The sequence below is a fragment of the Streptomyces sp. NPDC051563 genome, assembly GCF_044454225.1.
In the GTDB taxonomy this organism is placed as follows: Bacteria; Actinomycetota; Actinomycetes; order Streptomycetales; family Streptomycetaceae; genus Streptomyces.
The window spans coordinates 138437-163332 of sequence record NZ_JBITDL010000006.1; the positions used below are offsets into that span (position 1 = coordinate 138437).

General features: G+C 69.8%; 24 protein-coding genes. 14 read left to right on the forward strand and 10 right to left on the reverse strand.

What is annotated here, in order from left to right; genetic code table 11:
* Window positions 1-585 precede the first annotated feature (585 nt).
* The 3 genes from ACIA8F_RS10000 to ACIA8F_RS10010 all read left to right on the forward strand — a co-directional run bounded on the left by ACIA8F_RS10000 (window position 586) and on the right by ACIA8F_RS10010 (window position 2886).
* Window positions 586-741 carry a hypothetical protein gene (locus ACIA8F_RS10000; RefSeq protein WP_399377785.1) on the forward strand — a complete coding sequence of 52 codons (156 nt, stop codon included), beginning with the start codon at window positions 586-588 and terminating at the stop codon, window positions 739-741.
* A 91-nt stretch (window positions 742-832) separates the two neighbouring features.
* Entirely contained in the window at window positions 833-2044 is a 1212-nt protein-coding gene (locus ACIA8F_RS10005; protein ID WP_399377786.1) for a JmjC domain-containing protein, read from the forward strand.
* Window positions 2045-2064: 20 nt separating this feature from the next.
* Complete coding sequence (locus tag ACIA8F_RS10010; protein WP_399377787.1) at window positions 2065-2886, forward strand: aldo/keto reductase; 822 nt, start codon at window positions 2065-2067, stop codon at window positions 2884-2886.
* On the opposite strand, the gene ACIA8F_RS10015 is transcribed toward ACIA8F_RS10010, so the two are convergent.
* The 3 genes from ACIA8F_RS10015 to gcl form a co-directional block, all read right to left on the reverse strand.
* The gene (locus tag ACIA8F_RS10015; RefSeq protein ID WP_399377788.1) at window positions 2814-3671 is read right to left on the reverse strand and encodes a hypothetical protein; all 858 of its coding nucleotides are present in this window, start codon (window positions 3669-3671) and stop codon (window positions 2814-2816) included. The genes ACIA8F_RS10010 and ACIA8F_RS10015 overlap by 73 nt on opposite strands.
* 83 nt (window positions 3672-3754) lie before the next feature.
* Window positions 3755-4750: a phosphotransferase family protein gene (locus ACIA8F_RS10020; protein WP_399377789.1), complete on the reverse strand. Its 996-nt coding sequence runs from the start codon at window positions 4748-4750 to the stop codon at window positions 3755-3757.
* Between the two features lie 151 nt (window positions 4751-4901).
* Complete coding sequence (gene gcl, locus ACIA8F_RS10025) at window positions 4902-6683, reverse strand: glyoxylate carboligase (protein WP_399377870.1); 1782 nt, start codon at window positions 6681-6683, stop codon at window positions 4902-4904.
* A gap of 276 nt (window positions 6684-6959) precedes the next feature.
* Here gcl and ACIA8F_RS10030 point away from each other — a divergent pair, with 276 nt between their 5' ends.
* Both ACIA8F_RS10030 and ACIA8F_RS10035 read left to right on the forward strand, forming a co-directional pair.
* The gene (locus ACIA8F_RS10030; protein ID WP_399377790.1) at window positions 6960-7826 is read left to right on the forward strand and encodes a hypothetical protein; all 867 of its coding nucleotides are present in this window, start codon (window positions 6960-6962) and stop codon (window positions 7824-7826) included.
* A 41-nt stretch (window positions 7827-7867) separates the two neighbouring features.
* Window positions 7868-8356 carry a glutathione peroxidase gene (locus ACIA8F_RS10035; RefSeq protein WP_399377791.1) on the forward strand — a complete coding sequence of 163 codons (489 nt, stop codon included), beginning with the start codon at window positions 7868-7870 and terminating at the stop codon, window positions 8354-8356.
* Between the two features lie 267 nt (window positions 8357-8623).
* Here the strand turns inward: ACIA8F_RS10035 and ACIA8F_RS10040 are convergent, their stop codons facing one another.
* Complete coding sequence (locus ACIA8F_RS10040) at window positions 8624-10174, reverse strand: AMP-binding protein (protein WP_399377792.1); 1551 nt, start codon at window positions 10172-10174, stop codon at window positions 8624-8626.
* Window positions 10175-10490: 316 nt separating this feature from the next.
* Window positions 10491-11660, reverse strand: a complete 1170-nt coding sequence (locus ACIA8F_RS10045) for a winged helix DNA-binding domain-containing protein (RefSeq protein WP_399377793.1) — start codon at window positions 11658-11660, stop codon at window positions 10491-10493.
* 252 nt (window positions 11661-11912) lie between these two features.
* On the opposite strand from ACIA8F_RS10045, the gene ACIA8F_RS10050 reads away from it, so the two are divergent.
* From ACIA8F_RS10050 to ACIA8F_RS10060, 3 genes are all read left to right on the forward strand, one after another.
* Window positions 11913-13115 (forward strand): magnesium and cobalt transport protein CorA, encoded by a 1203-nt coding sequence (locus ACIA8F_RS10050; protein WP_399377794.1) that lies wholly within the window; start codon window positions 11913-11915, stop codon window positions 13113-13115.
* A gap of 327 nt (window positions 13116-13442) precedes the next feature.
* The gene (locus ACIA8F_RS10055; protein WP_399377795.1) at window positions 13443-13973 is read left to right on the forward strand and encodes an SMI1/KNR4 family protein; all 531 of its coding nucleotides are present in this window, start codon (window positions 13443-13445) and stop codon (window positions 13971-13973) included.
* A 105-nt stretch (window positions 13974-14078) separates the two neighbouring features.
* A complete protein-coding gene (locus ACIA8F_RS10060) occupies window positions 14079-14663 on the forward strand; it encodes a hypothetical protein (RefSeq protein WP_399377796.1) in 585 nt (194 codons plus the stop codon).
* Here the strand turns inward: ACIA8F_RS10060 and ACIA8F_RS10065 are convergent.
* From ACIA8F_RS10065 to ACIA8F_RS10075, 3 genes are all read right to left on the reverse strand, one after another.
* Window positions 14648-15907 (reverse strand): tyrosine-type recombinase/integrase, encoded by a 1260-nt coding sequence (locus ACIA8F_RS10065; RefSeq protein WP_399377797.1) that lies wholly within the window; start codon window positions 15905-15907, stop codon window positions 14648-14650. The two genes, ACIA8F_RS10060 and ACIA8F_RS10065, sit on opposite strands and share 16 nt — an antisense overlap.
* Window positions 15908-15964: 57 nt before the next feature.
* The gene (locus ACIA8F_RS10070) at window positions 15965-16201 is read right to left on the reverse strand and encodes a helix-turn-helix transcriptional regulator (protein ID WP_399377798.1); all 237 of its coding nucleotides are present in this window, start codon (window positions 16199-16201) and stop codon (window positions 15965-15967) included.
* Window positions 16202-16478: 277 nt separating this feature from the next.
* Window positions 16479-16730, reverse strand: coding sequence for a helix-turn-helix domain-containing protein (locus tag ACIA8F_RS10075; RefSeq protein WP_399377799.1), 252 nt, complete (start codon window positions 16728-16730; stop codon window positions 16479-16481).
* Between the two features lie 568 nt (window positions 16731-17298).
* Here ACIA8F_RS10075 and ACIA8F_RS10080 point away from each other — a divergent pair.
* The 5 genes from ACIA8F_RS10080 to ACIA8F_RS10100 all read left to right on the forward strand — a co-directional run bounded on the left by ACIA8F_RS10080 (window position 17299) and on the right by ACIA8F_RS10100 (window position 22339).
* A complete protein-coding gene (locus ACIA8F_RS10080; RefSeq protein WP_399377800.1) occupies window positions 17299-18219 on the forward strand; it encodes a hypothetical protein in 921 nt (306 codons plus the stop codon).
* Window positions 18216-18914, forward strand: coding sequence for an ATP-binding protein (locus ACIA8F_RS10085; protein WP_399377801.1), 699 nt, complete (start codon window positions 18216-18218; stop codon window positions 18912-18914). The genes ACIA8F_RS10080 and ACIA8F_RS10085 overlap by 4 nt, the downstream gene beginning before the upstream one ends.
* Before the next feature lie 874 nt (window positions 18915-19788).
* Window positions 19789-20145: a plasmid mobilization protein gene (locus ACIA8F_RS10090; RefSeq protein ID WP_399377871.1), complete on the forward strand. Its 357-nt coding sequence runs from the start codon at window positions 19789-19791 to the stop codon at window positions 20143-20145.
* On the forward strand, window positions 20142-21842 hold the full coding sequence (locus tag ACIA8F_RS10095) for a relaxase/mobilization nuclease domain-containing protein (RefSeq protein ID WP_399377802.1): 1701 nt from the start codon (window positions 20142-20144) through the stop codon (window positions 21840-21842). Before ACIA8F_RS10090 ends, ACIA8F_RS10095 begins: the two co-directional genes overlap by 4 nt.
* A gap of 113 nt (window positions 21843-21955) precedes the next feature.
* The gene (locus ACIA8F_RS10100; RefSeq protein ID WP_399377803.1) at window positions 21956-22339 is read left to right on the forward strand and encodes a hypothetical protein; all 384 of its coding nucleotides are present in this window, start codon (window positions 21956-21958) and stop codon (window positions 22337-22339) included.
* Between the two features lie 110 nt (window positions 22340-22449).
* Here ACIA8F_RS10100 and ACIA8F_RS10105 read toward each other — a convergent pair whose 3' ends face one another.
* Together ACIA8F_RS10105 and ACIA8F_RS10110 are read right to left on the reverse strand one after the other, a co-directional pair.
* Entirely contained in the window at window positions 22450-23004 is a 555-nt protein-coding gene (locus ACIA8F_RS10105) for a flavoprotein (protein ID WP_399377804.1), read from the reverse strand.
* The gene (locus ACIA8F_RS10110; RefSeq protein WP_399377872.1) at window positions 23001-24278 is read right to left on the reverse strand and encodes a helix-turn-helix domain-containing protein; all 1278 of its coding nucleotides are present in this window, start codon (window positions 24276-24278) and stop codon (window positions 23001-23003) included. Before ACIA8F_RS10110 ends, ACIA8F_RS10105 begins: the two co-directional genes overlap by 4 nt.
* A 176-nt stretch (window positions 24279-24454) precedes the next feature.
* Between ACIA8F_RS10110 and ACIA8F_RS10115 the strand changes: the two genes are divergently transcribed.
* Complete coding sequence (locus ACIA8F_RS10115; RefSeq protein ID WP_399377805.1) at window positions 24455-24895, forward strand: ATP-binding protein; 441 nt, start codon at window positions 24455-24457, stop codon at window positions 24893-24895.
* Window position 24896: the final 1 nt, after the last annotated feature.

Genomic DNA, 24896 nt, shown 5'->3' on the forward strand with positions numbered 1-24896 from the left:
CGGCGGACACTCCTGACATAGAGCGAACGGCCCTCGGGGCAACCCCTGACCTGGGCATAGAGCCCCGCGTCCTGATGAGCATCCGGGTATCGCGGGACTCGGGCCGGACATGGTCGCCGCGCTCGCGGGTCCTGGAAGGCGACCCGTTCGACATCCTCTCCAACCCCGGCCGCTATCCCCCGTGCGAATGCCCCCGCTGTGGCGGTACCTCGTCGTCGGTCCGTTCCCTTCAGCCGGCATCCATCGCGCCGGGGTCGGCGTAGTGGCCGCCTTCCGAAGTTGAAAACTCCCTTAGAACGGGATTCCCGGGGACGTGGTCGAGCTCCGCGGGGCTGGCGCCAACAGCTCACCGTGCTCCTCTACGCCGCCGCCGTCACCGTCCTGGTGGTCACCCTGGCCATCGCTGGTGACCCCGGCCGCTAACCGGCAACCGGCTTCCGGCACGAATCCCGCCTTCGCTCGATCCGTGGCCTCGCGCCACCCCCGTCTCCTCACCGGCCCGGGAACAAAGGGGCTGGTGAGGCACGCCCCATCGGGCTGGGCCGGCATCCGTCGGCCCTGGACTTCCAGGAGATGGAGACATACATGGCAGTGCAGAAGGAAGACCTGCTGATCCGCGTCGAGAGCCTGATCAAGGTCCAGGATCGTTTCACCGCTGCGGCGGCGGAGTCCGATTCCACCGGCACCTCCGCGGGCGACGACGGTGAGAACCGCGACGGTCTGAACCTCCCGCAGGAGTAGTCCCGCCAGCACGCCACAGCACCACCCGGGGGCCCGTCATCCGCGGCGGGCCCCCGGCCTTCACCCGCTATGACGCCGACCGGAGGAACACGTGGAGCACCACTTCATCAGCGCATTGGAGAAGGCCCTCGGCTGGGACGGGCCCGGTGCACTCGGAGCCTCATTCGCCCGGGGAACGATCGGGGACCTTGATCTGCTCGATCGCCTGCTCAATCCCATGAAGCTGCTGGACCTGGTGATGCGCCGCAGCGTCACCACACCCCAGTTCCGCATCTTCCAGGACGGGGCCGAACTGCACCCCGGCCGCTACATCCAGCCCTCCGTCACCCGGCGGGGACAGGCCATCCCCATGGCCGACATGCGCCGCGTCGGCGGGCTGATGCGCGAGGGCTGCACCATGGTCCTGGACGAGGTCGACTTCTTCGACCCGGCCATGGAGGCCACCTGCCGTGCGCTCCAGTGGTGGGCCCGCGAGCTGGTGCAGGTGAACGCCTACCTGACCACCCAGGACGCCAGCGGCTTCAAGCTCCACTGGGACGACCACGACACCGTGATCGTCCAGCTCGCCGGCCGCAAGAGCTGGCAAGTCCGCGGCAACTCGCGCAAGGTTCCGATGTACCGCGACTCCGCCCCCAACGCGGAGCCCAGCGAGGAAATCGTGTGGCAGGGCGTCATGGAGCCCGGCGACGTGATGCACATCCCGCGCGGCTTCTGGCACCAGGCCACCCGGGACGACCAGGGCGACGGCTACAGCCTCCACGCCACCTTCGGCATCGTGAAGCGCGTCGGCGTGAACTGGCTGGCCTGGCTCGCCGACCAGGCCCGCACGCAGGACCTGTTCCGGTACGACCTGGACCGCTGGAACTCCCCCGGCCAGTGGGAGGGACAACAGCAGCTCCTGACCGACGCCGTCGCCGAGATGGCTACGAAGCTGACTCCGCAGGACTTCTTCGATGCCCGCGAGCGGGAACGCCTGGCCGCCCGGCACGTCCCGGCCACCGGCCTGTTCGGCCAGCCCTCGGCCGTCGTGTGCGTCACCGACTTCGAGCCCGTGATCGAGCAGCACCACGACACCGTGGACGTGCTCGCCGCGGGAAGGAAGCTCACGTTCGCCGGCAAGGCGTACCCCGCCCTCGCCCTGCTGCTGAGCGGCCACCCCGTCGACATCGCCGACGCCACCGAGAAGACCGGCCTGGACGTGGAACAGCTCGCCGAGATCCTGGTGAAGGAGGAACTGTGCACGGAGCTGACCCCCGCCTTGTCCTCGGCCTACACCGGTCTCGTCACCACCGCGACATCCTGACGGCCGCACTCGACCTCGGCGTGACCGCCCTGGACACTGCGGCTCCCTACCTCGGCTTCCGCTCGCACACGGTGCTGGCCGAGACGGCCGCCGATCTGCTGCCAAGGTTCATCCTCTCCACGAAGGTGGGCTTCTTCCCGAGCGCTGGAGGTGCGGAGCACTCCCTCGATCCGGTCCGGCTGCGGCTGGCCGTCGAGCGAGCGGCCCGAGAACTCGGCAGGGAACCTGACACCGTGCTCCTCCACAACCCCGAGCGGACCCTCGATGGCCTGTCCACTGCCGATGGCCACACCCTCCTCGGCAATGCCTGCACTGCCCTGACCGACGCAGCCCGCCACGGTCTGTGCCGCGCTTGGGGTGTGGCCTCCTGGGATACCCGGCCACTCGGGACGGTCCGGGTGGACGACCTGCCGTCCCCGGACGTCCTGATGGTCCGGGCCGGATTCCTCGTAAGCGTCGACTTACTCGACGCCACAACCGCCTTGCGCACGGCCTGGCAGCCGGGCAGAACCTGGGGCATGAGCCCCTTCGGCGGCGGCCACCGGAAAGTGTGGGAGGAATTCGACCCCCGGCCGTTCCTGCAACCGAGTCACAGTGATCTGTCCCGCATACAGGCGGCATTCCGGACCGCGTTCCACCTGCCCACCGCCTCCGCGATGGCGGTCGGCACCGACGACCCCAGGCACCTGGCCCAGTTGTTCCAGGCCCTGGGCACGGAGGTGGACACCGCCGCCGTCAGTCAGTACCTGCGGGCCCTCCACGGACACCGTCAGCACTGGAGCTCCGCCACCAGGCGCTCGGCCTCCCTCCGGGCCGGCGCCAGCAGCGGATCCTCTTCGTAGGCATAGGGTCCGACGATCTTCGACAGGAAGAACAGGGACATCAACTTGCCGTCCCGGCTCTCCAAGTCCGTACGCCGCTCACGGTGGACACGGTCCGCGAGACCCGGGACGGCAAGCGCGTTGCCCCACAGCGTTGCGGCGTCCAGGCCCCGGGGCGCCATGCCCCAGTCCTCCCAGTCGATGAGGGAGAACTCCGGTCCCATCACGTTGGCCCAGGTCAGATCTGCATGAGCCGGCGCCCACCGCTCGATCCGCGTATCGCCCACCCCGGGGAAGACTGCCCCGAGGGTCTGGGTCACCTGCTGCTGCGTGATCGTCACCGTGTCCGGCGTCGCGATCCGCGGCGTCTCCTGTGAGGCAAGCGCGTCCAGCGAAGCGTTCAAAGCCTCCCACCACTTGTCCGGCAAGCCCGGGTCCTCGAGCACCAGAGCGCCCTTGCCAACAGACGGCGACGGAATCAGCTCCAACTCATCCGCGCGCCACATCACCGGCTCGCCCGGCTCGCGCCACGCCACACCCTGGTACCACTCGGGCATCGCGACCCCTTGCAGTACGGCAGCGGCCTCGGTCCCGTTCCAGCCCTGCGGGCCGATCCGCTCGAACCCCCGCCGCTCGATACGCACCCACGTTCCCCGATCCGTCCGGCCGCCCAGGGAACGCCGCTTGCGCACCAGCTCTTGCCTGTCCAATCGCACGTGCAGAGCCTTCTCCACGCGCGCCACTACGTCGTCCACCGGCTCACGGCGTAGATCCACTTGGGCAGCGACAGGCAGGGAAACAGTCATCACGACCTCCTCGGCGGACGGACGACCGTAACAGGAGCGTGCCTGCCGATACGACTCGCTCGCCGTGGAGGCACCGGATCGAACTACGGGAGCAGGGCCAGTGTCTCCTTGAGGTTGTGTTCGGCGATGGCTGCCATGAACTCCCGGTCGGGGAAGTCTCCGTCGAGGAGCCGCAGCGGGCCGGCCACCAGGGAGAGGCGCATGGCCAGCGTGTAGAGGTCGAGGCGCCGGGGATCGAGGGCCGGCCGCGTCAGGGCCTCGTAGCGCTGCTGGAAGCGCAGTCGGAGGAAGACGTGCTCCCACTCGACGTCAAAGTACATGAGGCCCTCGATGTCGATGAGGACCGCTTCCCCGTCCTCGGTCACCAGGACGTGGTCCGGGCCCAGTTCCCCGTGGATCAGGCCGTGTTCCGTGCGGGGCGCCACCCGTGACCGGAGGGTCCGCAGCCGGCCGTCGAGCCTGCCGTGGGCCGCACTGATCCTGCCGTCGCGGCCCGCCGCTTCCCCGAGGTCGCGCAGGGCCCGGTCGAGGACCAGCTGCTCGCAGGAGCTGCCGAGGGCGGTGCCTCCGCGCTCCAGCAGGTCCACCCTGCCGTAGCGGGGGGCGAGGGTGCCGTGCATCAGGCCCAGGGTCCGGGCCAGGCCGGACAGGGCCTTCCGCGCCGTGGCCGGGTCGGTGCGGAAGAGGGCTTCCAGCGTGCCCCCGGGGACGTCCTCCACCACCGCCACGTCGGCCGCGTACCGCTGCCGGCTGCCGTCCGCCAGCAGCAGCCGGGGTACGCGGGCCCCGAGTTCGTGCAGCAGCCGTTGCGCGGCCAGGAACGGCTCCAGGCCGGAGGCGGGGGCGAACGGGTCCGTTCCGTCGGTCCCCTGCCCCGCGGCTCCGCCGGGCCAGAAGTTCTCCTCGTCGGCCCAGCTGTAGACGATCACGCTCGGTGTCGCGGCTCCCGTGAGCCGGACCCGGTACACGCCCTTCTTGCTCCCGCCCCGCAGGCGATCGGCGCCGGCGATCCGGCACTCCGCTCCCAGGGCGTCCCGCACCGGTCCTGACAGGTCCTCGGCCTCCGCGAATCTGCGCATCGGGCGAACCTACACCGCGGATGAGCGCGCGGGCGTGCCGCCCGGTGGGACGGGGGCGGGACCTCGGACCCCTGGGGAACGCGGAACGGCCCCCGTTCCTCCTGGAGGAGGGACGGGGGCCGTTCGGTGGTGCTAGACCAGCCTGATGGGACTAGGCCGAGAGGGTGTTGCGGATCGCGGTCGGAGCGTGCTCCAGCTCGGTCGCGAGCTCTTCGAACTCGGTGACGTCGCTCATGTCGACCGTCTTGCTCATCGAGATGTTGGTGATGCGCTCGAGGATGGCCTCGACGACGACCGGGACCTGGTGCTCCTGGGCCCACTTCTTGGCCGTCTCGAAGGCCTCGCCCAGCTTGTCCGGGTCGGTGACGCGGATCGCCTTGACGCCCAGGCCCTCGGCGACCTTGACGTGGTCGACGCCGTAGACACCCAGCTCGGGGGTGTTGATGTTCTCGAACTCGAGGTTGACCTCGAAGTTGATGCCCAGACCGCCCTGCGCCTGACGGATCAGGCCCAGGTAGGCGTTGTTCACGAGGACGTGGACGTAGGGGACCTTGTGCTGGGCGGCGACCGCCAGCTCCTCGATCATGAACTGGAAGTCGTAGTCGCCGGACAGGGCGACGATCGGGGTCTCCGGGTCCGCGGTGGCGGCACCGATCGCGGCCGGGATGGTCCAGCCGAGGGGGCCGGCCTGGCCGCAGTTGATCCAGTTGCGCGGCTTGTAGACGTGCAGCATCTGCGCACCGGCGATCTGGGACAGACCGATGGTGGTGACGTAGCGGGTCTCGGGGCCGAACGCCTTGTTCATCTCCTCGTAGACGCGCTGCGGCTTCATGGGGATGTTGTCGAAGTGCGTGCGGCGCAGCAGCGTGGCCTTGCGCTCCTGGGCGGAGGCGGCCCAGGCGCTGAAGTCGGGCAGCTTGCCCTCGGCCTTGAGCTCCTTGGCGATCTCGACGAAGAGCTCCAGGGCCGCCTTGGCGTCCGAGGCGATGCCGAAGTCCGGGGCGAAGATCTTGCCGATCTGGGTCGGCTCGATGTCGACGTGGACGAACTTGCGGCCCTTGGTGTAGGCGTCGAGGTTGTAGCCGGTGTGGCGGTTGGCCCAGCGGTTGCCGATGCCGAAGACGAAGTCCGACTCGAGGAACGTCGCGTTGCCGTAGCGGTGCGAGGTCTGGACACCGACCATGCCGGCGGCCAGCTCGTGGTCGTCCGGGATGACGCCCCAGCCCATGAGGGTGGAGATGACCGGGACGTTCGTCAGCTCGGCGAACTCGACCAGCAGGTCGGAGGCGTCGGCGTTGATGATGCCGCCACCGGCGACGATCAGCGGGCGCTCGGAGTCGAGCAGGAACTGCAGGGCCTTGCGGGCCTGGGCGCGGGTGGCGCTCGGCTTGTAGACCGGCAGCGGCGAGTAGGTCTCGGGGTCGAACTCGATCTCGGTCAGCTGGACGTCGATCGGGAGGTCGATCAGGACCGGGCCCGGACGGCCGGAGCGCATCAGGTGGAAGGCCTCCTGGAACACGCCCGGAACCTGGGCGGCCTCCAGAACGGTCGTCGCCTTCTTGGTGACCGGCTTGGCGATCGAGGCGATGTCGACGGCCTGGAAGTCCTCCTTGTGGAGCTTCGAGACCGGAGCCTGACCGGTGATGCACAGGATCGGGATGGAGTCCGCGATCGCGGAGTACAGGCCGGTGATCATGTCGGTGCCGGCCGGGCCCGAGGTACCGATGCAGACGCCGATGTTGCCGGCCTTGGCGCGGGTGTAACCCTCGGCCATGTGCGAGGCACCCTCGACGTGGCGGGCCAGGGTGTGCGCGATCCCACCCACGTTCTTGAGCTCGCGGTAGAACGGGTTGATCGCAGCACCGGGGACGCCGAACGCTTGTTCGACACCCTCGAGCTTGAGGATCTCCACTGCAGCGGCGGCGGCTGTCATACGAGGCATCGAGTTCTCCTGCGGGTCTGGCGGGTCAGGCTTTTCCGTAATCCGGAAGTTTTGTTCTGCTATACGGAACAAGCTAAGCGGCGACTCCCCGCAACGTCAAGGCGGTACGGCACCTCGGAACCCACCAAAAGCCGCGCCTCGGGCAGTGAGTTGTACGAAAAACCAGGGCTGGGCCGAAAATCGGGGGTCCGGCCCTCCCTCAGGTGGCAGGTGGTGGAGCATGGTGCTACGCACAGCGACGAAGAGCGACGAGGGGGTCCGGTTCTGATGGCGGATGCGGTACCGGTGCGCTGCCCGGCGTGCCTGCGCGAGAACGGCTACGCCGTCCCGGTGTTCCCCTGCGCCTGCGGGAACCCGGTCGCCCCTCCCCTGGACCTGACGTCGCCGCCCCGGGAGCTGACCCACCGCACCTGGACGCAGAGCTGGGTCGCGGTGCGGTGCGGGGCCTGCGGGCGGGAGAGCGAGTGGCCGCACCCGGAGGTGGGGTGCACCTCGTGCGGGACGGTGGTGCTGGTTCCGGTGCATCCGCTGGAGCCGGTGGGCGGGGGTGCGCGCGCTCCTCTTGGGCCTCCGCTTCCCGTTCCTTCCTCTCCTCCGCCGGGGTCCCCCTCGCCGTCCCCCTCGCCGTCCCCCTCGCCGTCCTCTCCGCCGTCCTCTCCGCCGCCGCCTTCCGCTCGCGGGGCGAAGTCGCAGGGGCGGCCGGGACCGCCGCCCGTCGGCCCGGCCCCGGCCGACCCCGCGGTGCCCCGCCCCGCCTTCCGGCCCGTGACCATCCGGACCGCCCGGGACGCAGTGGTCACCGCCGCGCTGTACCTGCGCTGGCTCGGCTTCCAGGACGTGCGCCAGCCCGACGGGCGGCCGCTCCCGTCGACGGCGGTGGACCTGCGGGCTCCCGGCCTGGTCGCCCAGGTGGACCCGACCACGGCTCCGGCCGGGCTGCGGGCGGTGGAGTGCGTCTGGCTGAACGGGCTCACGGCCTGCGCCACCAGCGTCTACTTCTCCCTCGCCGGATACACGCACGACGCCCGCGGCCGCGCGGACGACCTCGGGATACCCCTCTTCGTGATGGACCTCACGGGCATGCCCCAGCCGGTCAACGACCCGGCGGAAGACCTCCTCGCCATGGGGGCCTAGGCTCGGGGTACTACGTGCGTTTGCCTGCCGAGGAGAGCTTGATGAGCCTGTACGACATCCCGCTGACCACCCTGTCCGACGAGCCCACCAGCCTCGCCGCGCACAAGGGCAAGGCGATCCTGCTCGTGAACACCGCCTCGCAGTGCGGCCTCACCCCTCAGTACTCGGGTCTGGCCCGCCTGCAGTTCGCGTACGAGGAGAAGGGCTTCACCGTCATCGGTGTCCCCTGCAACCAGTTCGGCGGCCAGGAGCCCGGCAACGCCGACGACATCCAGACGTTCTGCGCGGCCGGCTTCGGCGTCACCTTCCCGATGCTGGAGAAGTCCGACGTCAACGGCGAGAACCGGCACCCGCTCTACAAGGAGCTCGTGAAGACCCCGGACGCGGAGGGCGAGGCCGGTGACATCACCTGGAACTTCGAGAAGTTCCTGATCTCCCCCGCCGGCGAGGTCGTGGCCCGCTTCCGCCCGCGCACCGAGCCCGAGGCCCCCGAGGTCATCGCCGCGATCGAGGCGCACCTCCCGGCCTAGTACCGCCGGGCCCGGGGGGGGGGGGGGGGGGGGGGGGGGGGCGCCCCCGCCGCGCCCCCCCCCGGGGGGCCCCCGCCCCCCCGGGGGGGGGGGGGGGGCGGGGCCGGCCCGGGGGCGGCCCTGGGTGGTGGGTGGGGGGTCGCGGGGGGGGGGGGGGGGGCGCGCGGGGCGGGGGGGGGGGGGGGCGGGCGGCCCGCGCGCGCCGCCCCCCCCCCCCCCCCCCCCCCCCCCCCCCCGGCCGTTTCCCCCGGCCACCCGGGGTGGGGGTCAGTTCACCTGCCGCTCCTGGTCCGACCAGTACGGCTCGCGGAGCTTGAACTTCTGGATCTTGCCGGTGGCCGTACGCGGGATGGTGTCGCGGAACTCGACCGTCGTCGGGGCCTTGTACCCGGCCAGTCGCTGCTTGCAGTGGGCGATGATCTCCGCCTCCTGGACGGCCTCTGCGTCGACTCCCTCGGCGAGGACCACGAGGGCCTTGATCGTCTCGCCCCACTTCTCGTGCGGCACACCGATGACGGCGACCTCCGCGACCGCCGGATGGCTGAAGATCGCGTCCTCCACCTCGATCGACGACACGTTCTCGCCGCCGGTGATGATCACGTCCTTCTTCCGGTCGGAGATCGTCAGATGGCCGTCGGCCTCGTCGACCGTGCCGCCGTCGCCGGTGTGGAACCAGCCGTCCCGCAGGGCGGCCGCGGTCTCCTCCGGCTTGTCCCAGTACCCCTCCAGCACCACGTTCGACCTGGCCAGGACCTCGCCGTCCTCGGAGACCCGCAGCTTGACCCCCAGCGCGGGCAGCCCCGCACGGGAGAGCCGACGCGCCCGCTCCTCGGCGGGCAGCTCCGCGTCGGCCGGACTGGTCCGGTTGAAGGTGAGCAGCGGCGAGGTCTCGGTGAGGCCGTAGATCTGGGTGAACTCCCAGCCGAGCTCCTCGCCCATGCGCTGGATCGTCCGGCTCGGCGGCGGGGCGCCCGCGCAGACGACGCGTACCCGGTCGCGGCCCGGGATCTCGCCCTCCCAGCTCGCCGCCGCGTCCAGCACGGTGTTCCAGACGGCGGGCGCCCCGCACATCAGCGTGACGCCGTGTTCCTCGACGCGGCGCAGGATCTCGGCGCCGTCGATCTTGCGCAGCACGACCTGCTTGACGCCGAGCCCGGCCATCACGAAGGGCATGCCCCAGCCGTTGCAGTGGAACATCGGCAGCGTGTGCATGTAGACGTCACGCTCCCAGACCCGGGTGTGCAGGCCGAAGGTGAGCCCGTTCACCCAGATGTTGCGGTGGGTCAGCTGCACGCCCTTGGGGCGGGCGGTGGTCCCGGAGGTGTAGTTGATCGTCGCGGTCGCGTCCTCGTCCGGGTGCGACCAGGGCCGCGGCTCCACCCCGAAGCGCATCAGCCCCGTGTCCGTCTCGGGCCCCAGGACGAAGCGGTGGCGGGCCTTGACGCCGGACAGCGCCTCGTCCAGTTCCGGGTCGACGAGCAGTACCGAGGCCCCGCTCTGCCGGACCACGTAGTCGACCTCCTCCGGCTTGAGCCGGAAGTTGACCGGTACGCAGACGCGCCCGCTCATCGGCACCGCGAACAGCAGCTCCAGGAGCCGGGCGGAATTGTGGCTGACCACGGCCACCCGCTCGCCCTCGCCGACCCCCAGCGCGTCGAACCCCGCCTGCCAGGCCCGTACGCGCTCGCCGAGCCTCCCGTACGTCGCATCGGGGACCGGTGGAGCCGGCTGGTCGGGCTCGTCCACCACGCCCGGGCTGGATGAGAACCCCAGCTCCGCCCGGTCGAGGAAGTCCGTGACGGTCATGGGAATCCGCATTGCTCTCTCCTAGGTCCCTGATCCCGAACAGCTGCCTGGCCCACGTGCCGCCGCCCGCCCCGTCCGCAAGCGGTCGGTACCGGTGGCCGGCGGTCGAGCGGCCCGTCACGAACGAGAACGATCGCGGGTGATCTCGGTCGTGCCAGGCATCGTGCCGTGTCGGACGTACGGGCCACCAGAGCGCGGCGGGAACGGGAAGGGGCCGGCCGGGATCCGCCCCGCCCTGGTGGCTCAGCCGCGCCCGCTCCTCAGCCGCGCCCGCTCCTCAGCCGCGCCCGCTCCTCAGCTGCGCCCGCTCTTCAGCCGAGCCCTCTCCTCAGCCGCGGATGGACCCGAAACGGACGGCGCCACCCGCCGAGCCCTCACCCGAGCTGTCGCCCGAGCTGTCGCCCATGGCGGCGAGGAGGGCCTCCCCCTCGGCCACGATCTCCGCCTTACCGGCCTTGGAGACGGCGGAGAACAGCTCGACGGTGAGCGCCCCCGCTCCCCTCCCGCCCTCCAGCTTCCAGAGCCCGGCGAGGAAGCCGTCGAGGAGCAGCGTGCAGTGGGCCTGGTTGCCGGACCAGCTGCTCCCCTTCAACTCGGGCGCGATCACCCGGGAGCGGTCGGCGTGGGAGAGGAGGAGGTTGTCGAACTCCGGAAGGAAGCGGGGCGGGGCCGGCTGCCCGGCGTCGGGGCGGGGCCCGTCGGGGAGGTCGAACAGCTCGACGCCGTTCTCGTCCTGGAACACCTCCAGGCCGGGCCGGAGCCGCTCGAAGGCCTCGCGCAGCCGGGTGAGCCCGGCCCACGTCTGCATGTCCTTGACGGATGCGGGCCCGAAGGCCCCGAGATACCGCAGAACGAGGTCATCGATCCCGCCCGCCTCCCCGACTCCCCCTTCCCTCTCCCCCTCTCCCTCCCCTTCCTCTCCCACCCACTCGCTCAAGGTGGTGAGGCGGACCTGCCCGCTCTTCCCCCAGACCCCGCGGGGGGTGACCTGGACGAGCGGCAGCCGGCAGCGCGCGGCGACGGACAGCGACTGCGGGTCGGCGCCGGGCCACTCCTTGAGCAGTTCCTCCCGTATCTCCGCCATGGTCCGCGGTTCGGCCTCCACGAACGCCCGCGCGCGCTCGGCCAGCCTGTCCAGGTCGACTCCGACCAGGCCCTTGCGGAAGTAGTTGATCTCCCGGTCGCGGGCGGGCTGCACCAGGGGGCGCAGGGTGCGCGCGTCGTGGACGGTGTGGGTGTGGATGGTGGACCTCATGGTGACCATCCGGACCACCTGCCGGGACTCCATCAGCCCCGCGAGCTCGGCCGGCCCGAATCCGGCGAGACGGGCGTGGAGCTGGAAGTAGGGCGGCTTCACGTTCTGTGCCTGGAGACCCAGCAGGTGCGCCGTGGCGGCCTGCGCCGACATCTCGGCGCGGGTCAGGAGCAGCTGGCGGGCGAGCGTGGCGCGGTTCAGCGCACGGGTGCCGAGTACGGGACGCGTCGTCTTGGAGGCCATGACAGCAACGTAGCGAGCCATGCGGACATCCTGTGTCCGCAACTCCGAACCGGCCCCACCTGCGCGCACGGACCGGAACGGACCTCTAGAGACCCGCACGGACGGACACGGACCGGTACAAACTCATACGAACTGACACGAATGCACAGGAAATCACGCGGAATCACGCGAACCCCAGGATCCATTCACCCGGATATGCTGCACCTTGCCCGCAAACACATAAACACCCGTTCGACCGGGAGCTGACCTGCGATGTCGGAGCGACCAGACCGTCACCCCTCGTCCCCGTCCCCGTCCGCCTCCACGCCCGGCGCAGGCGCCGGGCCCGCGAAGCGAGCGGGCTGGCGACGCCCGGCCGCCCCCTCCTCCACTCCCCCGGCCGTACCCCCACGGGCCCCGAAGCCGGCCCCGCCGGCGCCGACCCCCGCGGACCACCGCAGCGTGATCGACTCCGCGGTCTACCGCGACGGAGTCCGGGTCGCCTCGCCCACCACCCTCGCGGACACCTTCCGACGGCTCCGCGAACAGCCCGACGGCATGGCCTGGATCGGCCTGCACCGCCCCACCGAGTCCGAACTCCACTCCCTGGCCGATGAGTTCAACCTCCACCCGCTCGCGGTCGAAGACGCCCTGGAGGCCCACCAGCGCCCCAAGCTCGAACGCTACGGAGACACCCTCTTCGTCGTGCTGCGGGCCGCCCGCTACCTCGACGCACTGGAGGAGGTCGACTTCGGCGAGCTGCACGTCTTCGTCGGCCCCGACTTCCTGATCACGGTCCGCCACGGCGCGGCCCCGGACCTCTCGGCGGTCCGCCGCCGCATGGAGGAGTCCCCCGAACTCCTCTCCCTCGGCCCGGAAGCCGCCCTGTACGCCATCCTCGACGCGGTGGTCGACGGCTACGCCCCCGTGGTCGAGGGCGTCCAGATCGACATGGACGAGATCGAGACCGAGGTCTTCAGCGGCGACCCCGAGGTCTCCCGCCGCATCTACGAACTCTCCCGGGAAATGGTCGAGTTCCAACGCGCCACCCGCCCCCTGGTAGGCATGCTCCACAGCCTGATGGCCGGCTTCGCCAAGTACGGCACGGACGAGGAACTCCAGCGCTACCTCCGCGACGTAGCCGACCACGTCACCCACACCAGCGAACGCGTGGACGGCTTCCGCCAAGCCCTGACCGAAATCCTGACGGTCAACGCCACCCTGGTCTCCCAACAACAGAACGCCGAAATGCGCGCCTTGGCCGAGGCCGGCTTCGAGCAGAACGAGGAGATCAAGAAGATCTCCTCCTGGGCCGCCATCCTGTTTGCACCCACACTCGTGGGAACCATCTACGGCATGAACTTCGAAGACATGCCGGAACTGAAGTGGTCAGGCGGGTACCCCTTCGCGATCCTGCTGATGGCAGTGGTCTGCGTCAGCCTGTACGTCATCTTCAAGAAGCGCGACTGGCTGTAGACCACACAGCAGCACCATTGATCAACTTAGCTCCTGCGAACGCTGAGAAGTAGCCCGCAGGACCCCCTGGGGAGAATCTGGGGAGAATCCGCAGCCCGCCCATGCCGGGCGCTCCCCCGCACCTTGGGGCCAGCCCTCCCGCACCGCCGACCACCTTCGACGGCACGCGATTGCGGAGGGTAACGACAACGGGTGGCACAGCAGATGCTGTGCCACCCGTTGTCGCGACCAGGCCTGTCCTGTCTCCCCCGACGATTACAAGCCGGCAGTCGTCCAACGACCTTGCCCGTGGGGCGTCGATGCCGACCCCCTGTCTAGCCTGTCTCCGTGAAGCCCACCGATGACCGCCAGTTCCCCGCCGCGCTCGCCACCGCGATGGCCGTTCGATTCGACTACGCCGACGGGAAGACCGGGGTCGACTTCGAACCCTTCCCGGCCTTCCTGTCCGCTGCCGAGACCACCGACTGGTTCCAGGCATGGACCGGGAACAGCGAACTGGACGGCAACGACTTCCGCGTGTTCGGACAAGACGGCACGGGCGGGTACGCGGCGATCTGGCTCATCCGCCCGAGCCGCCCTCTGGCCGAGCAGCCCATCGTCTTCCTCGGCTCGGAGGGCGAGACCGGTGTCGTAGCACGCGACCTGGGCGACTTCCTGTGGCTACTGGCCGACGGCTTCGGCCCCTGGGAAGCCGCCACGTCCTACGAGCCGGACTGGAAGGCGCAGCACAATCCGGAGCTGGCAGCCATCGCCCAAGGATTCGCACCGCACCAGCGCCGGTCGGCGGCAGCCGTGATCGAGCTGGCGACCCGGGAGTTCCCCGACTTCGACGACACCATCATGGACCTCTGCCGCTGAACCCAGCGTCGTCACCTGCACGACCAGCCGGAATCACGGGAATGACGGAACGCTCAAGTCACCGCGCCCCTCTGTCGCGTTCGAGCATCGCTGTAGCCTCTGGCCATGAAGCACGGGGAAGGCGGGGACGCGCTCGTTCTGGAGGCCCGCGAGATGCTGGCCGCCGGACAGGGCGAGGAGGAGGTCTTCGCCGAACTGGCCGCGCGCACCGGTGACTGGGACGCCTGCGCGTTGGCCCTATGTCTGGCCCTGGGAGTGTCCCGGCCGGACGCCGAAGCTCGAATCCACGAGGCACGGCCCCTCTTCGACGAGTTCGAGGCGGGAGAGGAAGACATCGTCGCCATGCTCCTCGCCTGTGGGCACGTGTTCGTCGTGGACCAAGTGCTGGACGGTCGCGGCGAGCGGATCCGCAACCTGTTGTGGACTGCCGCCTGCGCCCGCGGAGGCTTTCCTGGCGGCATGATCCCCTGGTTTCGAACCGGGGAGCTCACGAAGATCTTCCTGCTCTTCGCGCAGACCCGGTTCCGGGACGGGCGGGGCTCACCTCCCGAGTTCTGGGCGGCCATGGTTACGGCCGGGGAACTTCTGGCGACCGAGGACAGCCCGGACCAGGCGGAGGTAACGGCGGGGCTGGAACATTGCCGGGCGCAGGCGACCGCTGTCGGTACGGGCTCTCAGATGCTGCCGTGAGAGGAGACGAGGCCCTCAGGTACGTACTCGGGCACCGTGCCGAGCAGTGCGTCGATGGCCGCGCGTCCCTTGCCGCCGGCCTCCGGCATGAAGTGGGCGTAGTGGTCGAGGGTGATGGTCGGACTTGAGTGACCGAGCCACCGGGCGAGCGTGACGATGGACTCGCCCGCTTCGAGGAGGACCGAGGCGTAGGTGTGCCGGAGCACGTGGAAGCCGTCCTTGCGCGAAGCCTTCCACCGCGCACCCTTCTCCCGTACGGGAATGACTCCGGCCGCGGCGAGGGCCGGCTTCCAGGCCTCGTCGTTGAAGATGTTGGCGCGGATGGCGTTGCCGTACGTCGTCGTGAGGACGAGCGGGAAGCTCTGCTTCTCCCGGTCGGGCTCCGGTCCGCCCCAGGGGAGCTCGACGTCGACCGCCGGATGGTCGAGGAAGTACGCGGCCAGTTCCGTGGCCACCGACCGAGGCATGTCGACGATGCGCGTCTTGCCGCCCTTGGGCAGGGCGAAGTAGAGGCGCCCTGAGAGAAGTTGCACCTGCCTGCGCACCCGGATGACACCGCGTTCGAAGTCGATGTCCCTCGGCGACAGCCCGAACACCTCTCCCTGGCGCAGCCCACACCCCAGCGCGACGACGACCGCGATCCGGTAGCGAGGATTGATCACGTCCCGCACCCGCTGCGCCGTTGCCAGCGGCCACGCGTCACGATCCTCGTCCGGCGCCTTGGGCCAACGCACCGTCTTGGCCCGCATCGGGTTGCGGACGAGGCGCTTGTCGTCGATCGCGGTCTCGAAGATGTTCGACAGCGAGGTGAGGATCTGCCGGGCGTACCGCGGAGAGCACTCGCCTTCGAGCGTGGCTATGTAGCCGCGCAGGACGGTCGCCGACACGTCGCGCAGCGCCACCGCACCGAGGTGCGGAAGGATGTGGAGTCGTACACGCTCGTCAACTCGTTTGACCGTGCCGGGCGCGCCGCGAACGCCGGCGCGCCAGTGGCGCGTGACGAAGTCCGTCAAGGTGATGGAGCCGTCGCGCGGGTCGACGAACTCGCCCCGTTCGCTGTCGATGCCAGACCGCCGGAGCCATCCCTTGGCGTCCTCCAGCACGTCGAACGACATGTCCCGGACGCCCGGGATTCCAGCGACACGATATCGGGACCCCTTGCCGTAACGGGTCGTACGCTCACGCTTCCCCGTGACGGGATCCTTCTTCTTTTTGATCCAACGGTCTTCGATATAGCCGGCCAAAAAATTCCTCGGGGTAAGGGTTGGACGTAAGGCGGATGGTAAGCCCGGATAGATCGGTCAGGCCGTGGCCGCGTACCCGGCGCGGCGCTGCGGGGCGGCATTCACCGGATTCAGGGAAGTGTTACTGCGGGAGTCCGCCTGCTCCTGTTCCCGGATCCACTCGTCAAGCGTTTCGATCCGGTACATCACACGTCCGCTCCGCCCCATCCGAAAACTCGGCGGACCTTGGCGACGGTGCCGCCACACGTAAAGGGTGGCGGGCGACAGCCCCAGATATTCGGCGGCTTCACGCACGTTCAGAAAACCCCTCCCCAGCGGCGACACACGGGGAGACATACGGACATTCGCCAGCAATTCACTGTCACAAGCAACACTTCGCACGTATCGAAACCTTCGGGATCTTCCGTCAACAACCTGTGGCGACGGACATCGGGCATGACGAGTCCGCCCCCACTTGCTGACAGGCAGGTGGAGCGGACTACTTCTATGGTCTGGAGAATCCCCGGTTTGGCTGACCGGGGATCGTCGGGTATAAGCCGGGGCGGCGTCACAGCGCACCCACCCCGGACCCCTACGTCGCGGGCTGGAGCAAGGCGAGTGGGGAGACACCGAGGGCGGCCGCAATGGCGACGAGGTCATCCACGTCGCAGCGCCGGCGGGTGCGTTCGATGCGGGACAGCATGGTGTTGGTCATGGGGTGGCCGAGCTCGGTGACACGGGCAGCGAGCTCGCGCTGGGCGAACCTGCGCGAGGTGCGCAGGCGCTCGATGGCACCGGCGGTCCGTTCTCCGGCGGGACCGATTTCCGTAGCTCTTCGGGGCATGCGTCTGTTGTAGCTCGGGTTCCCGGGTTCTCGTAATCGCGGAAGCCCAGACATGGGACTTTGGGGCCCGTTTCGCGGAGAACGAACTGGCGATTCCCGCATAGACAGCCATTGCGGAACTACGACCCATCTCGGACCACAGAGGTACGCACACCATCAGTGGCTCCGGGCGGCGGAAACATAGATCGCCTCGCCTACCCCGGTCAATGGCTTTCGGGGTGCGATCTTCGCCGCTCTCCCTGCGCCGTCGACTTTTTGGTCAACCGGGGATTCGCCCTTACTGTGAAGACGTTCGCGATCAGCGATGCGCTCTGACGCTTTTCGAGTGCGGATTCGCTGGACTTCCGCGGGCTGGGTGTGGCTGTCTTGGGTAAGCACCCCTGACAAAGGAATCGGCTCCCAGCGTTGCAGCGCCGAGAGCCGATGGGAGTCCCTTGTCCAAACCGCCCACTCCTGAACGGATCTGAGGAACGTCTATGCCCAACAGTACGGCCGAAGCAGCCGTCCGCACACCTGCGCCCACCATGGCGTCGCCGTCCCAGCAGCAGACGAAGGCGGGGCGATAGGCATGGCACGCATCCGCACCATCAAGCCGGAAGCCTTCAGCTCCGAATCGCTGGCCGCCGTCAGCATCACCGCGGAGCGGACGTTCTTCGGTCTGCTCACCCAGGCCGACGACCACGGCCGGTTCCGTGACCAGTCCGCCGTCATCGCAGGCCTCTTGTGGTCCCTGCGCCCCGAACACGGCCCGATCGAGGTCGAGGACGACCTCACCCAGCTCGCCGGCAATGAACTCATCTGCCGGTACGAAGGCGAGGACGGCAAGCGGTACCTGCACATCGTGACCTTCTCCAAGCACCAGAAGGTCAACCGCCCCAGCGGTGTCCGGCACCCGAACTGCCCCTACCACGACGGCGGCCGGGTACCCCTGACTTCACCGCTGGCGCAGGTAGGGCTCCGTGAGGCGTCCGTGCACCATCAGGCACCCGCCCCGGAGCTCGTACCCACACCTCATGCCGCTTCGATGGTCCCCGTATCCGCAGGTCAGAACGGGTTCAGTGAGCCCTCCGTGGAGCATCAGCAGGAAGTGCGGGAGCCTGCGCCGAGCCCTCACGGTCCGGATCTAGGACCTAGGATCATGGATCTAGGATCTCCGTTGGGAGGCGCGAGCGCCTCCGCCACACCGCAGACCGCAACGGCCCAGCAACTGGTCGCCGAGTACGCCGCCGCGTGCGGGAAGCGTCCTCCGGAGAAGGTCTTGGGCCATGTCGGCCGGGAGATCAGCAAGTTGCTGCACGAAGGCATCGACCCGGACCACATCCGAGCCGGGGTCGACCGCATGCGCCTCAAGAGCCTCTACCCGAGCCTGCTGCCCAGCTTGGTCAACGAGGCCATGAACCCGCCGCAGGCCGCTGCTGGCGCGCGCCGAACCCCTCAGCCTTACACCAACCCCGTTGACGCCGAGGCCGCTTACGGAGGCCAGCTGTGACCACCGCGATCCGCGAACCCCAGCGTGCTGGCGCCCTGGCAGCCCGTCTCCAGGCCATCCTCGCCGCCAAGGGCATCGACCCCGACGCCGCCCCCGCCGGGCCCACGATGGAGCCGGTGACCGCCCTTGAACTCGCCGATCGTCGCATCCCGCCCCGCTACCGCGAAGCACTCGCCACCCAACCCGAAGTCCTGGGCTGGGTGGAGGCGGTCACCCACGCCGGACGGAACGGACCGGCCGGGACCCGGGGCATCGCCTACGGCCCCTCGCTGCTGATCGCCGGGCCCACCGGCATCGGCAAGACCCACCAGGCGTACGGAGCCGTCCGCTCGCTGCTGGCCGCCGGAGTCCGCCTGCGCTGGCAGGCGGTCACCTCCGCCGACCTCTACGCCCAGCTCCGACCCCGCCCCAGCCACGACCCCGAACGGGAAATCCAGGAGCTCGGCCGGTGCCCGCTGCTGATCCTGGACGACCTCGGCGCGGCCAAGCAGTCCGATTGGACGGAGGAGCTGACGTACCGGCTGATCAACCGCCGCTACACCGAGATGCTCCCGACCCTGATCACCACCAACCTGCCGATCGCGGAACTCCGCAACGCAGTCGGAGACCGCGTCGCCTCCCGCCTGGCAGAGATGACCACCCGCGTCATCCTCACCGGCCCGGACCGCCGACGCGCCCAGCCCTCGGGCTCCTGACCCCCACGGTCCCCACCCAGGTCGGTCCCCGTCATCGTGGGGACCGAACCACTGACCCGAGCCGTTCGGGGACCGTCCCATCCCGGTCCCCGTCCCTGTCACGGTCCCCAACCTGGCCCCGGTCCCCGCCTGACAGCGCCCTCCCCCGGGAGGGAACCGACAGCAGTCGATCGGGGACCGTCCCCTGATTGCGTTGCGCGCGCCGGCCACCACGGGGACCGGTCCCCAACTCTGTTTCCGCAGGTCACCCCCGCCTGACGTCCCCCGACTCAGTGGGGACCGTCCCCACGGTCCCCACCATCCGGGACCACCCTGCGGCGGTTCGGGGACCGTCAGGTCACCACGTCGGGGACCGTCCCCACCCACGACTACGGGGACCGAGACGGGACCGGTCCCCCACGCCCCTGCCGCCGGGGACCGAGCGCCTCCCCGAAACGGGGGGACCGTCCCCGCCCGGTCCCCGGACAGCACCGGCAGCGTCTCGCGTCACGAGCGAGCGGTCCCCAACCGGTCGACCCCGCCCAACAGCCCCTTCACACAACCAGCCTCTACCGCTTCAAGGACATGCATGCACAACCCACCGCACGACGGTCCCAGCCACGACGAGCACATGCCCTCGCTTCCAGCCTCAGGAGGAGCAAGTTGTACCCAGAGCATTGCTCCCGTCGGGAGCACTGCTCTGGGCTCCCCCGCCCCAGGGGTGGCGGGAGCAGACCGGCACCAGGGGGTGCCGGTCCTTCGGGACGCGGCCAAGGCCGGATCGCACCACGAATCGGAGGGACAACACACCTGCCACACACCCCGTTGCACGCACACCACCCCCACGACATCGCACGCGCGCCAGCGTGAACGCCTGCTCGCCGAGAAGAAGCGCATACATCAGCCCAGCTGCCGCATGAACGACGACGAGTTCCAGCTCCTCACCCACGCCGCGTCTGCCTGTCACATGAGCATCGCCGGCTTCCTCGCCCACACCGCTCTGAAGGCTGCCCGCGACCTCGACCACACCGAAGCCGAGATCGCCACCCACCGGGACATGGTCAGGGAGCTGTTCGCGCTGCGCCGGGCTCTCGGCCTGATCGGCAACAACCTCAACCAGGTCGCCACCGTCCTGAACTCCGGCGCCGACGCCCCACACGCCAAGGCGGTCCTCGACGCCGTCCAGCGGACCGCCGAGCGCGTGGACGACTTCACCCAGCGCTACGTAGAGACGGAGACTCCCACCGGATGATCCCCCGCATCCACAAGATGGGCACCCGCACCATCGGCCTGATCCGCTACCTCTACGGCCCCGGCACCCACGAGGAACACACCGACCCGCACCTCGTGGCGGCCTGGGACAGCCTCGCCCCCGACCCCGGACGGAACCCGAAAGCCACTTACGCGGACCTGCAAAGGCTCCTCGACCAGCCCGTCGAAGCCCTTCCTAAGTCGCGGCGCCCCACCGAGCACGTGTGGCACCTGTCCGTACGTGCCGCGCCCGAGGACCCGATCCTCGCCGACGAACAGTGGGACGACATCGCCCGCCGGATGGTTGCCGCCACCGGCATAGCCCCCGAGGGCGACACCGCCGCCTGTCGCTGGGCAGCCGTCCGGCACGCCGACGACCACATCCACATCATCGCCACCACCGTCCGCGAGGACGGCCGCCGGCCCCGCCGCCACAACGAAGCCAAGCGCTCCCAGGCCGAAGCCCGTCTCATCGAGGCCGACTACGGCCTGCGCCGCCTCAACACCGGTGACGGAACCGCAGCCCAGCGCCCCACCAGCGCCGAGCGCCACAAAGCCGACCGCCACCAGGGGGAACGCACCCCGAGGGAGGAACTGCGCGAGAGCGTCCGACGCGCGGCGGCCGGTGCCCGGAGCGAGGAGGAGTTCTTCGGCCGCCTCACCCATGCCGGTGTCCTCGTAAAGCAGCGCGTGGCACCGTCCGGGGACCTCCTCGGCTACACCGTGGCCCTGCCCGACGACCGAAACAAGCACGGCGAGCCCGTCTTCTACTCGGGATCCAAGCTCGCCCCCGACCTCTCCCTGCCCCGCATCCGCGAACGCTGGATCCTGCTGGCAGAACCCTCCTCGGACGAGGGCGTCTCACCGGAGCAGCCCGTTCTCCCGCCGGTGACCGGCCCGGCGTACGCGCGCCGCCGCGCCACCGCAGCGACCTGGCAGTCACTGCTGCTCATCGATCGCGGTGACGACGGCACGGCAGCAGCCCAGATCGCCGCCGCCGGCGAGGTCCTCGACGCGCTCGCCGACACCTCCGCCGCCCACACCCGACGAGAACTCCGTGATGCAGCCTTCGCGTTCGAGCGGGCCTCGCGCTCCCACATCCGCGCCGTACGCGGGCACGACCACGCCCTGCGCCAGGCCGCGTACGACCTCGTCCACAGCGGACCGGCCCTCGGTCGCGGAGAGGACGGCGCCACCACCGCCATGCTCATCGACACCGCGTTCTTCCTCGTCACCGCGGCGGCGAAGTGGCACGCCAGGAAGCACCACGCCCAGCAAGCCGAAGCCGCCCATCAAGCTGCCGAACACCTGCGCGCCGCCTACGAGATCGCGGCCGCCCAGCCGATGTCCGTGCTCCACCAGCGAGGCCGCTCCCTGCCACTGCAGCGACGACAGGCAGCCGTCCTACGCCAGGCGCTGCCCGAGATTGCCGAACAAGTTCTGGCCGAGCCGGGCTGGCCCGCCCTGGCAGCGACCCTCGCCGATACCCAGGCCGCAGGCCACAACCCGGCCCACCTCCTCGCAGAGGCCACGCGGCACCGGGAGCTGGACAGCGCCACCTCCGTCAGCGACGTCCTCGTCTGGCGTCTCCGCCGTCTCGCGTACCTGCCTGCCGATCCCGCGGCATCACTCCCCCGGCACATGCCGACCACACAACCGGCTCTGAAGGCCGCGAACAGCGCCGCCCGCCGGCGCTGACGGCAGAACGCGTCCTTCCCTACATAGCCGACGATCCCCGGTCAGCCAAACCGGGGATTTTCCGGAGCATTGAAAACATCACCACCAACCCCGTCCCGTAAAGGAACCTCCGCATGCCCGAAACCGAACTGCGCATCGAAGTCATCGCCCTGCTGATGGACTCGGACTTCAAGCACCGGCCCGACACCAGCACCTGGTCCCACCGTGACGGGCGCCCCTTCACCCGAGCCGAACAGGCGACCGCCCTCCAGGCCACGCACGCCGAACTCGAAGCCACAGCCGCCCTGAGTGCCCGCAACGCTGCGGCTGCCCTCGAACAGGGCACCGCCGTGGAGGCCCTCACCGAGCTCCTGTTCTCGTACTTCGCCCGGCACCCCGAAGCCCGCATGGTCATGGACGTACTCCCGCACATGACCGAGGAAGACCGCGCCGAGTACGAGCGCCTGTGCGCCATAGCCGCTCCGGACGGCGGCATCTACCTCTCCTACGAGGACTGACGGGCCCGGAACAGCAGCCTGCGGCCGGTGACCAGGTACCTCCCGGTCACCGGTCGCAGGCATTCGCGATGTGCAAGGCCGACAGGCCATACCCACTGGCAGTCGCAGGATCAGTGGTGGGCGGCCGCTGCCGCCAGCAACGGAGCCAGGAGGTCAACGGCTTCCTCCCAGCGGAAGCGGTCGGCGCCACCGCCGGACTTCGGACGGTGTGGATCGTAGCTCCCGACCAGGACGCCCATCTCACGCAGCTCGGCGAGGCTGCGTTGGTACGCGCGGTGGGCTGCGAGGGCGGTGTTCACGTAGGGCAGGACGGCGGTGGGGGTGCCCATGCCCGGCGCCTCGCAGAGGATGCCGAGGGCGAGGTTGTCCGCGAAGCCTGCCGCCCACTTGTTGACCGTGTTGAAGGTGGCCGGGGCTACGGCGATCGCATCGGCGGGTGGGAAGGACCGTGCGTCCCCGGGCGCGCGCCAGGCGGAGCGGACGGGGTAACGGGTCCGCTCCTCGATCGCGGCGACATCGAGGAAGGGAAGCGCCTGTGGGGTGGCGACGACGCCGACGTCCCAGTTCCGCTCGTGCGCGGCGTCGATCAGCTTGCCGACGTCGCCCGCGATCCCGGCCGCGCAGACGACGACGTACAGGAAGGGCTTGCGCTGCGGCTCGGTCACGCGGGTACTCCCAGTCGGCGGCTGAAGTGGTGGAGCTCTGGCAGCGTACGCCGACGGTCGCGCGCTGCCATGTCGGCGACCAGGTCCCGGACGGCTGGGCGTCGTATCTCCTGGGCTGCGCAGGTCTCCGCGATCCGCAGGGCCTGGTAGCCGTCGGCGAGGCGGCCCTGCTGCGCGTAGGCACGGGCGGCTTCCACCCATAGGGCGGCCCGGCGCTCGGGAACCGGGATGTGGCGGCGCATGAGCGGACGGGCGATGTCGATGGCGACGCCCGCGTCGCCGAAGGACACGGCCGCGCTGACCTCGTGGAGGGCCACGTTGGTGGGGCTGAAGTTGGCCCAGGCGTCGGGGTGGTCCAGGGCGACGTACTTCGCCACCTCCTTGGCCTCGGCCAGGAACTCTGCGGTGGCAGCGCGGTCCCCGGCCCTGCTGGCAGCCGTGACTCCGCGCAGTAGCAGCAACCCGAGCACGGAGAGGTGGTGGTGGGGCTGCCGGTCGTACGCACCGGCGAGTTGTGAAGCTGTGTGCTTGATCAGCGTGACGGCCTGGCCGGCGTGGTGTTCGCGGACCAGGACGTGCGCATGGAGGCGGACGCTGGCAGCGAGGACGAGCGGATCACCCGAGCGTTCGGCCTCGGCCATCGCGCGCCCGACGGCGAGCCACGCCGTGCCGGGGTCTCCCTGCTTCAGCAGGAGGCTGGCCGAGGTCTGGTAGGCCGTGGCCAGGAAGCGGGGAAGCTCCTCAGCCTGCGGGGAGTCGGCGATGCAGCGGCGAAGATCGGTGATCAGGCCGGGAAGGGTCCGCTCCAGCTCCGCGTAGTCGCACGTGCTCCAGAGGCGCCGGATGGCCGTGGCCCGGTTTCGTAGTTCCCCGGACTCCGGTGCTTCCGTCGTCGGAGCCGTCGGCGTCCCGGGCAGGAGCGCCTGGACGAGCGCGGGGTGCGCAGCCGTCGGCGCGACCGAGGCTGTGAGCGCGGTGACGCTGGCGGCAAGGAAGGTACGGCGGCGCAGCATTTCCTCTGTCTCCGGATCGTGGGGATCGGCTTCCGGGGCGGCCTCCGCCAGACCGAGTCGGGCCGGGGGAATGCGCAGGATGCGGGCGACGTCGCGCAGAACCCGGATGTCGTCCGTTCCGCGTCCGCCCTCCAGTCGGCTGATCTTCGACTGGTGGTATCCGAGCTCGCGGGCCACGTCCGCTTGTGAGCGGCCCTGTAAGACCCGAGCCCGGCGGATCAGTTCACCGATCCGGTGCGCCTCGCCCTGCGTGTCGACCATCTCCGCCACGGCCCCTTCTGCCGAGACCGATCCTGCCTGCTCAACCGAGCCTAGCTGCACGGAACTTGTCCACCATGCACAACGTGCATGAACGATGCAGGGGCTGCGCGGCACATCGCGCCGCTGCCTCCTGACCCGCTTGCCTGGTGGAACCGCACCCCTCCAGGAGGCTGGTCATGGAAGTGCACGAGGTCACGCTGACCGTCACGAGTACGCCCGAGGGCGCCGCTCGCGCCCGGCACCAGGTGATGAACGAGATCAGAGGCTGGCGAACGGTCATCGGCACCGACGGCATGTACGTAGCAGAAGCCGTGGCCGGCGAACTGCTGGCGAACGCCGTTCAGCACGCGGGAAACGGAGCCGCTTCCGTGACCGCTCGCCTGCGCGGAAGCCGACTGCGCTTCGAGGTCCGCGACCGAAGCTCCGCCCTCCCCCACGCACGCCCACCCCGGACGGACGCCGAGGACGGCCGCGGGCTGCTGATCATCGACGCACTCGCCGACCGGCACGGCGTCGACCACAGCGCCGGCGGCAAGTCCTGCTGGGCCGAGCTCGATCTGTCCGTACCCACCTCGGTCACGCCATCCATCACGCAACCTTCCCTGCAAAGGAGTTGAA

Excerpts from the sequence above, each read along its gene's own strand:
- ACIA8F_RS10080 (WP_399377800.1), top strand. The coding sequence starts at position 17,299 with ATGGCACGCATCCGCACCATCAAGCCGGAAGCCTTCAGCTCCGAATCG.
- ACIA8F_RS10045 (WP_399377793.1), bottom strand. The coding sequence starts at position 11,660 with ATGGCCTCCAAGACGACGCGTCCCGTACTCGGCACCCGTGCGCTGAAC.
- ACIA8F_RS10000 (WP_399377785.1), top strand. The coding sequence starts at position 586 with ATGGCAGTGCAGAAGGAAGACCTGCTGATCCGCGTCGAGAGCCTGATC.
- ACIA8F_RS10095 (WP_399377802.1), top strand. The coding sequence starts at position 20,142 with ATGATCCCCCGCATCCACAAGATGGGCACCCGCACCATCGGCCTGATC.
- ACIA8F_RS10060 (WP_399377796.1), top strand. The coding sequence starts at position 14,079 with ATGAAGCACGGGGAAGGCGGGGACGCGCTCGTTCTGGAGGCCCGCGAG.
- ACIA8F_RS10115 (WP_399377805.1), top strand. The coding sequence starts at position 24,455 with ATGGAAGTGCACGAGGTCACGCTGACCGTCACGAGTACGCCCGAGGGC.
- ACIA8F_RS10050 (WP_399377794.1), top strand. The coding sequence starts at position 11,913 with ATGTCGGAGCGACCAGACCGTCACCCCTCGTCCCCGTCCCCGTCCGCC.
- ACIA8F_RS10015 (WP_399377788.1), bottom strand. The coding sequence starts at position 3,671 with ATGACTGTTTCCCTGCCTGTCGCTGCCCAAGTGGATCTACGCCGTGAG.
- gcl (WP_399377870.1), bottom strand. The coding sequence starts at position 6,683 with ATGACAGCCGCCGCCGCTGCAGTGGAGATCCTCAAGCTCGAGGGTGTC.
- ACIA8F_RS10035 (WP_399377791.1), top strand. The coding sequence starts at position 7,868 with ATGAGCCTGTACGACATCCCGCTGACCACCCTGTCCGACGAGCCCACC.
- ACIA8F_RS10040 (WP_399377792.1), bottom strand. The coding sequence starts at position 10,174 with ATGCGGATTCCCATGACCGTCACGGACTTCCTCGACCGGGCGGAGCTG.
- ACIA8F_RS10020 (WP_399377789.1), bottom strand. The coding sequence starts at position 4,750 with ATGCGCAGATTCGCGGAGGCCGAGGACCTGTCAGGACCGGTGCGGGAC.
- ACIA8F_RS10030 (WP_399377790.1), top strand. The coding sequence starts at position 6,960 with ATGGCGGATGCGGTACCGGTGCGCTGCCCGGCGTGCCTGCGCGAGAAC.
- ACIA8F_RS10100 (WP_399377803.1), top strand. The coding sequence starts at position 21,956 with ATGCCCGAAACCGAACTGCGCATCGAAGTCATCGCCCTGCTGATGGAC.
- ACIA8F_RS10110 (WP_399377872.1), bottom strand. The coding sequence starts at position 24,278 with ATGGTCGACACGCAGGGCGAGGCGCACCGGATCGGTGAACTGATCCGC.
- ACIA8F_RS10075 (WP_399377799.1), bottom strand. The coding sequence starts at position 16,730 with ATGCCCCGAAGAGCTACGGAAATCGGTCCCGCCGGAGAACGGACCGCC.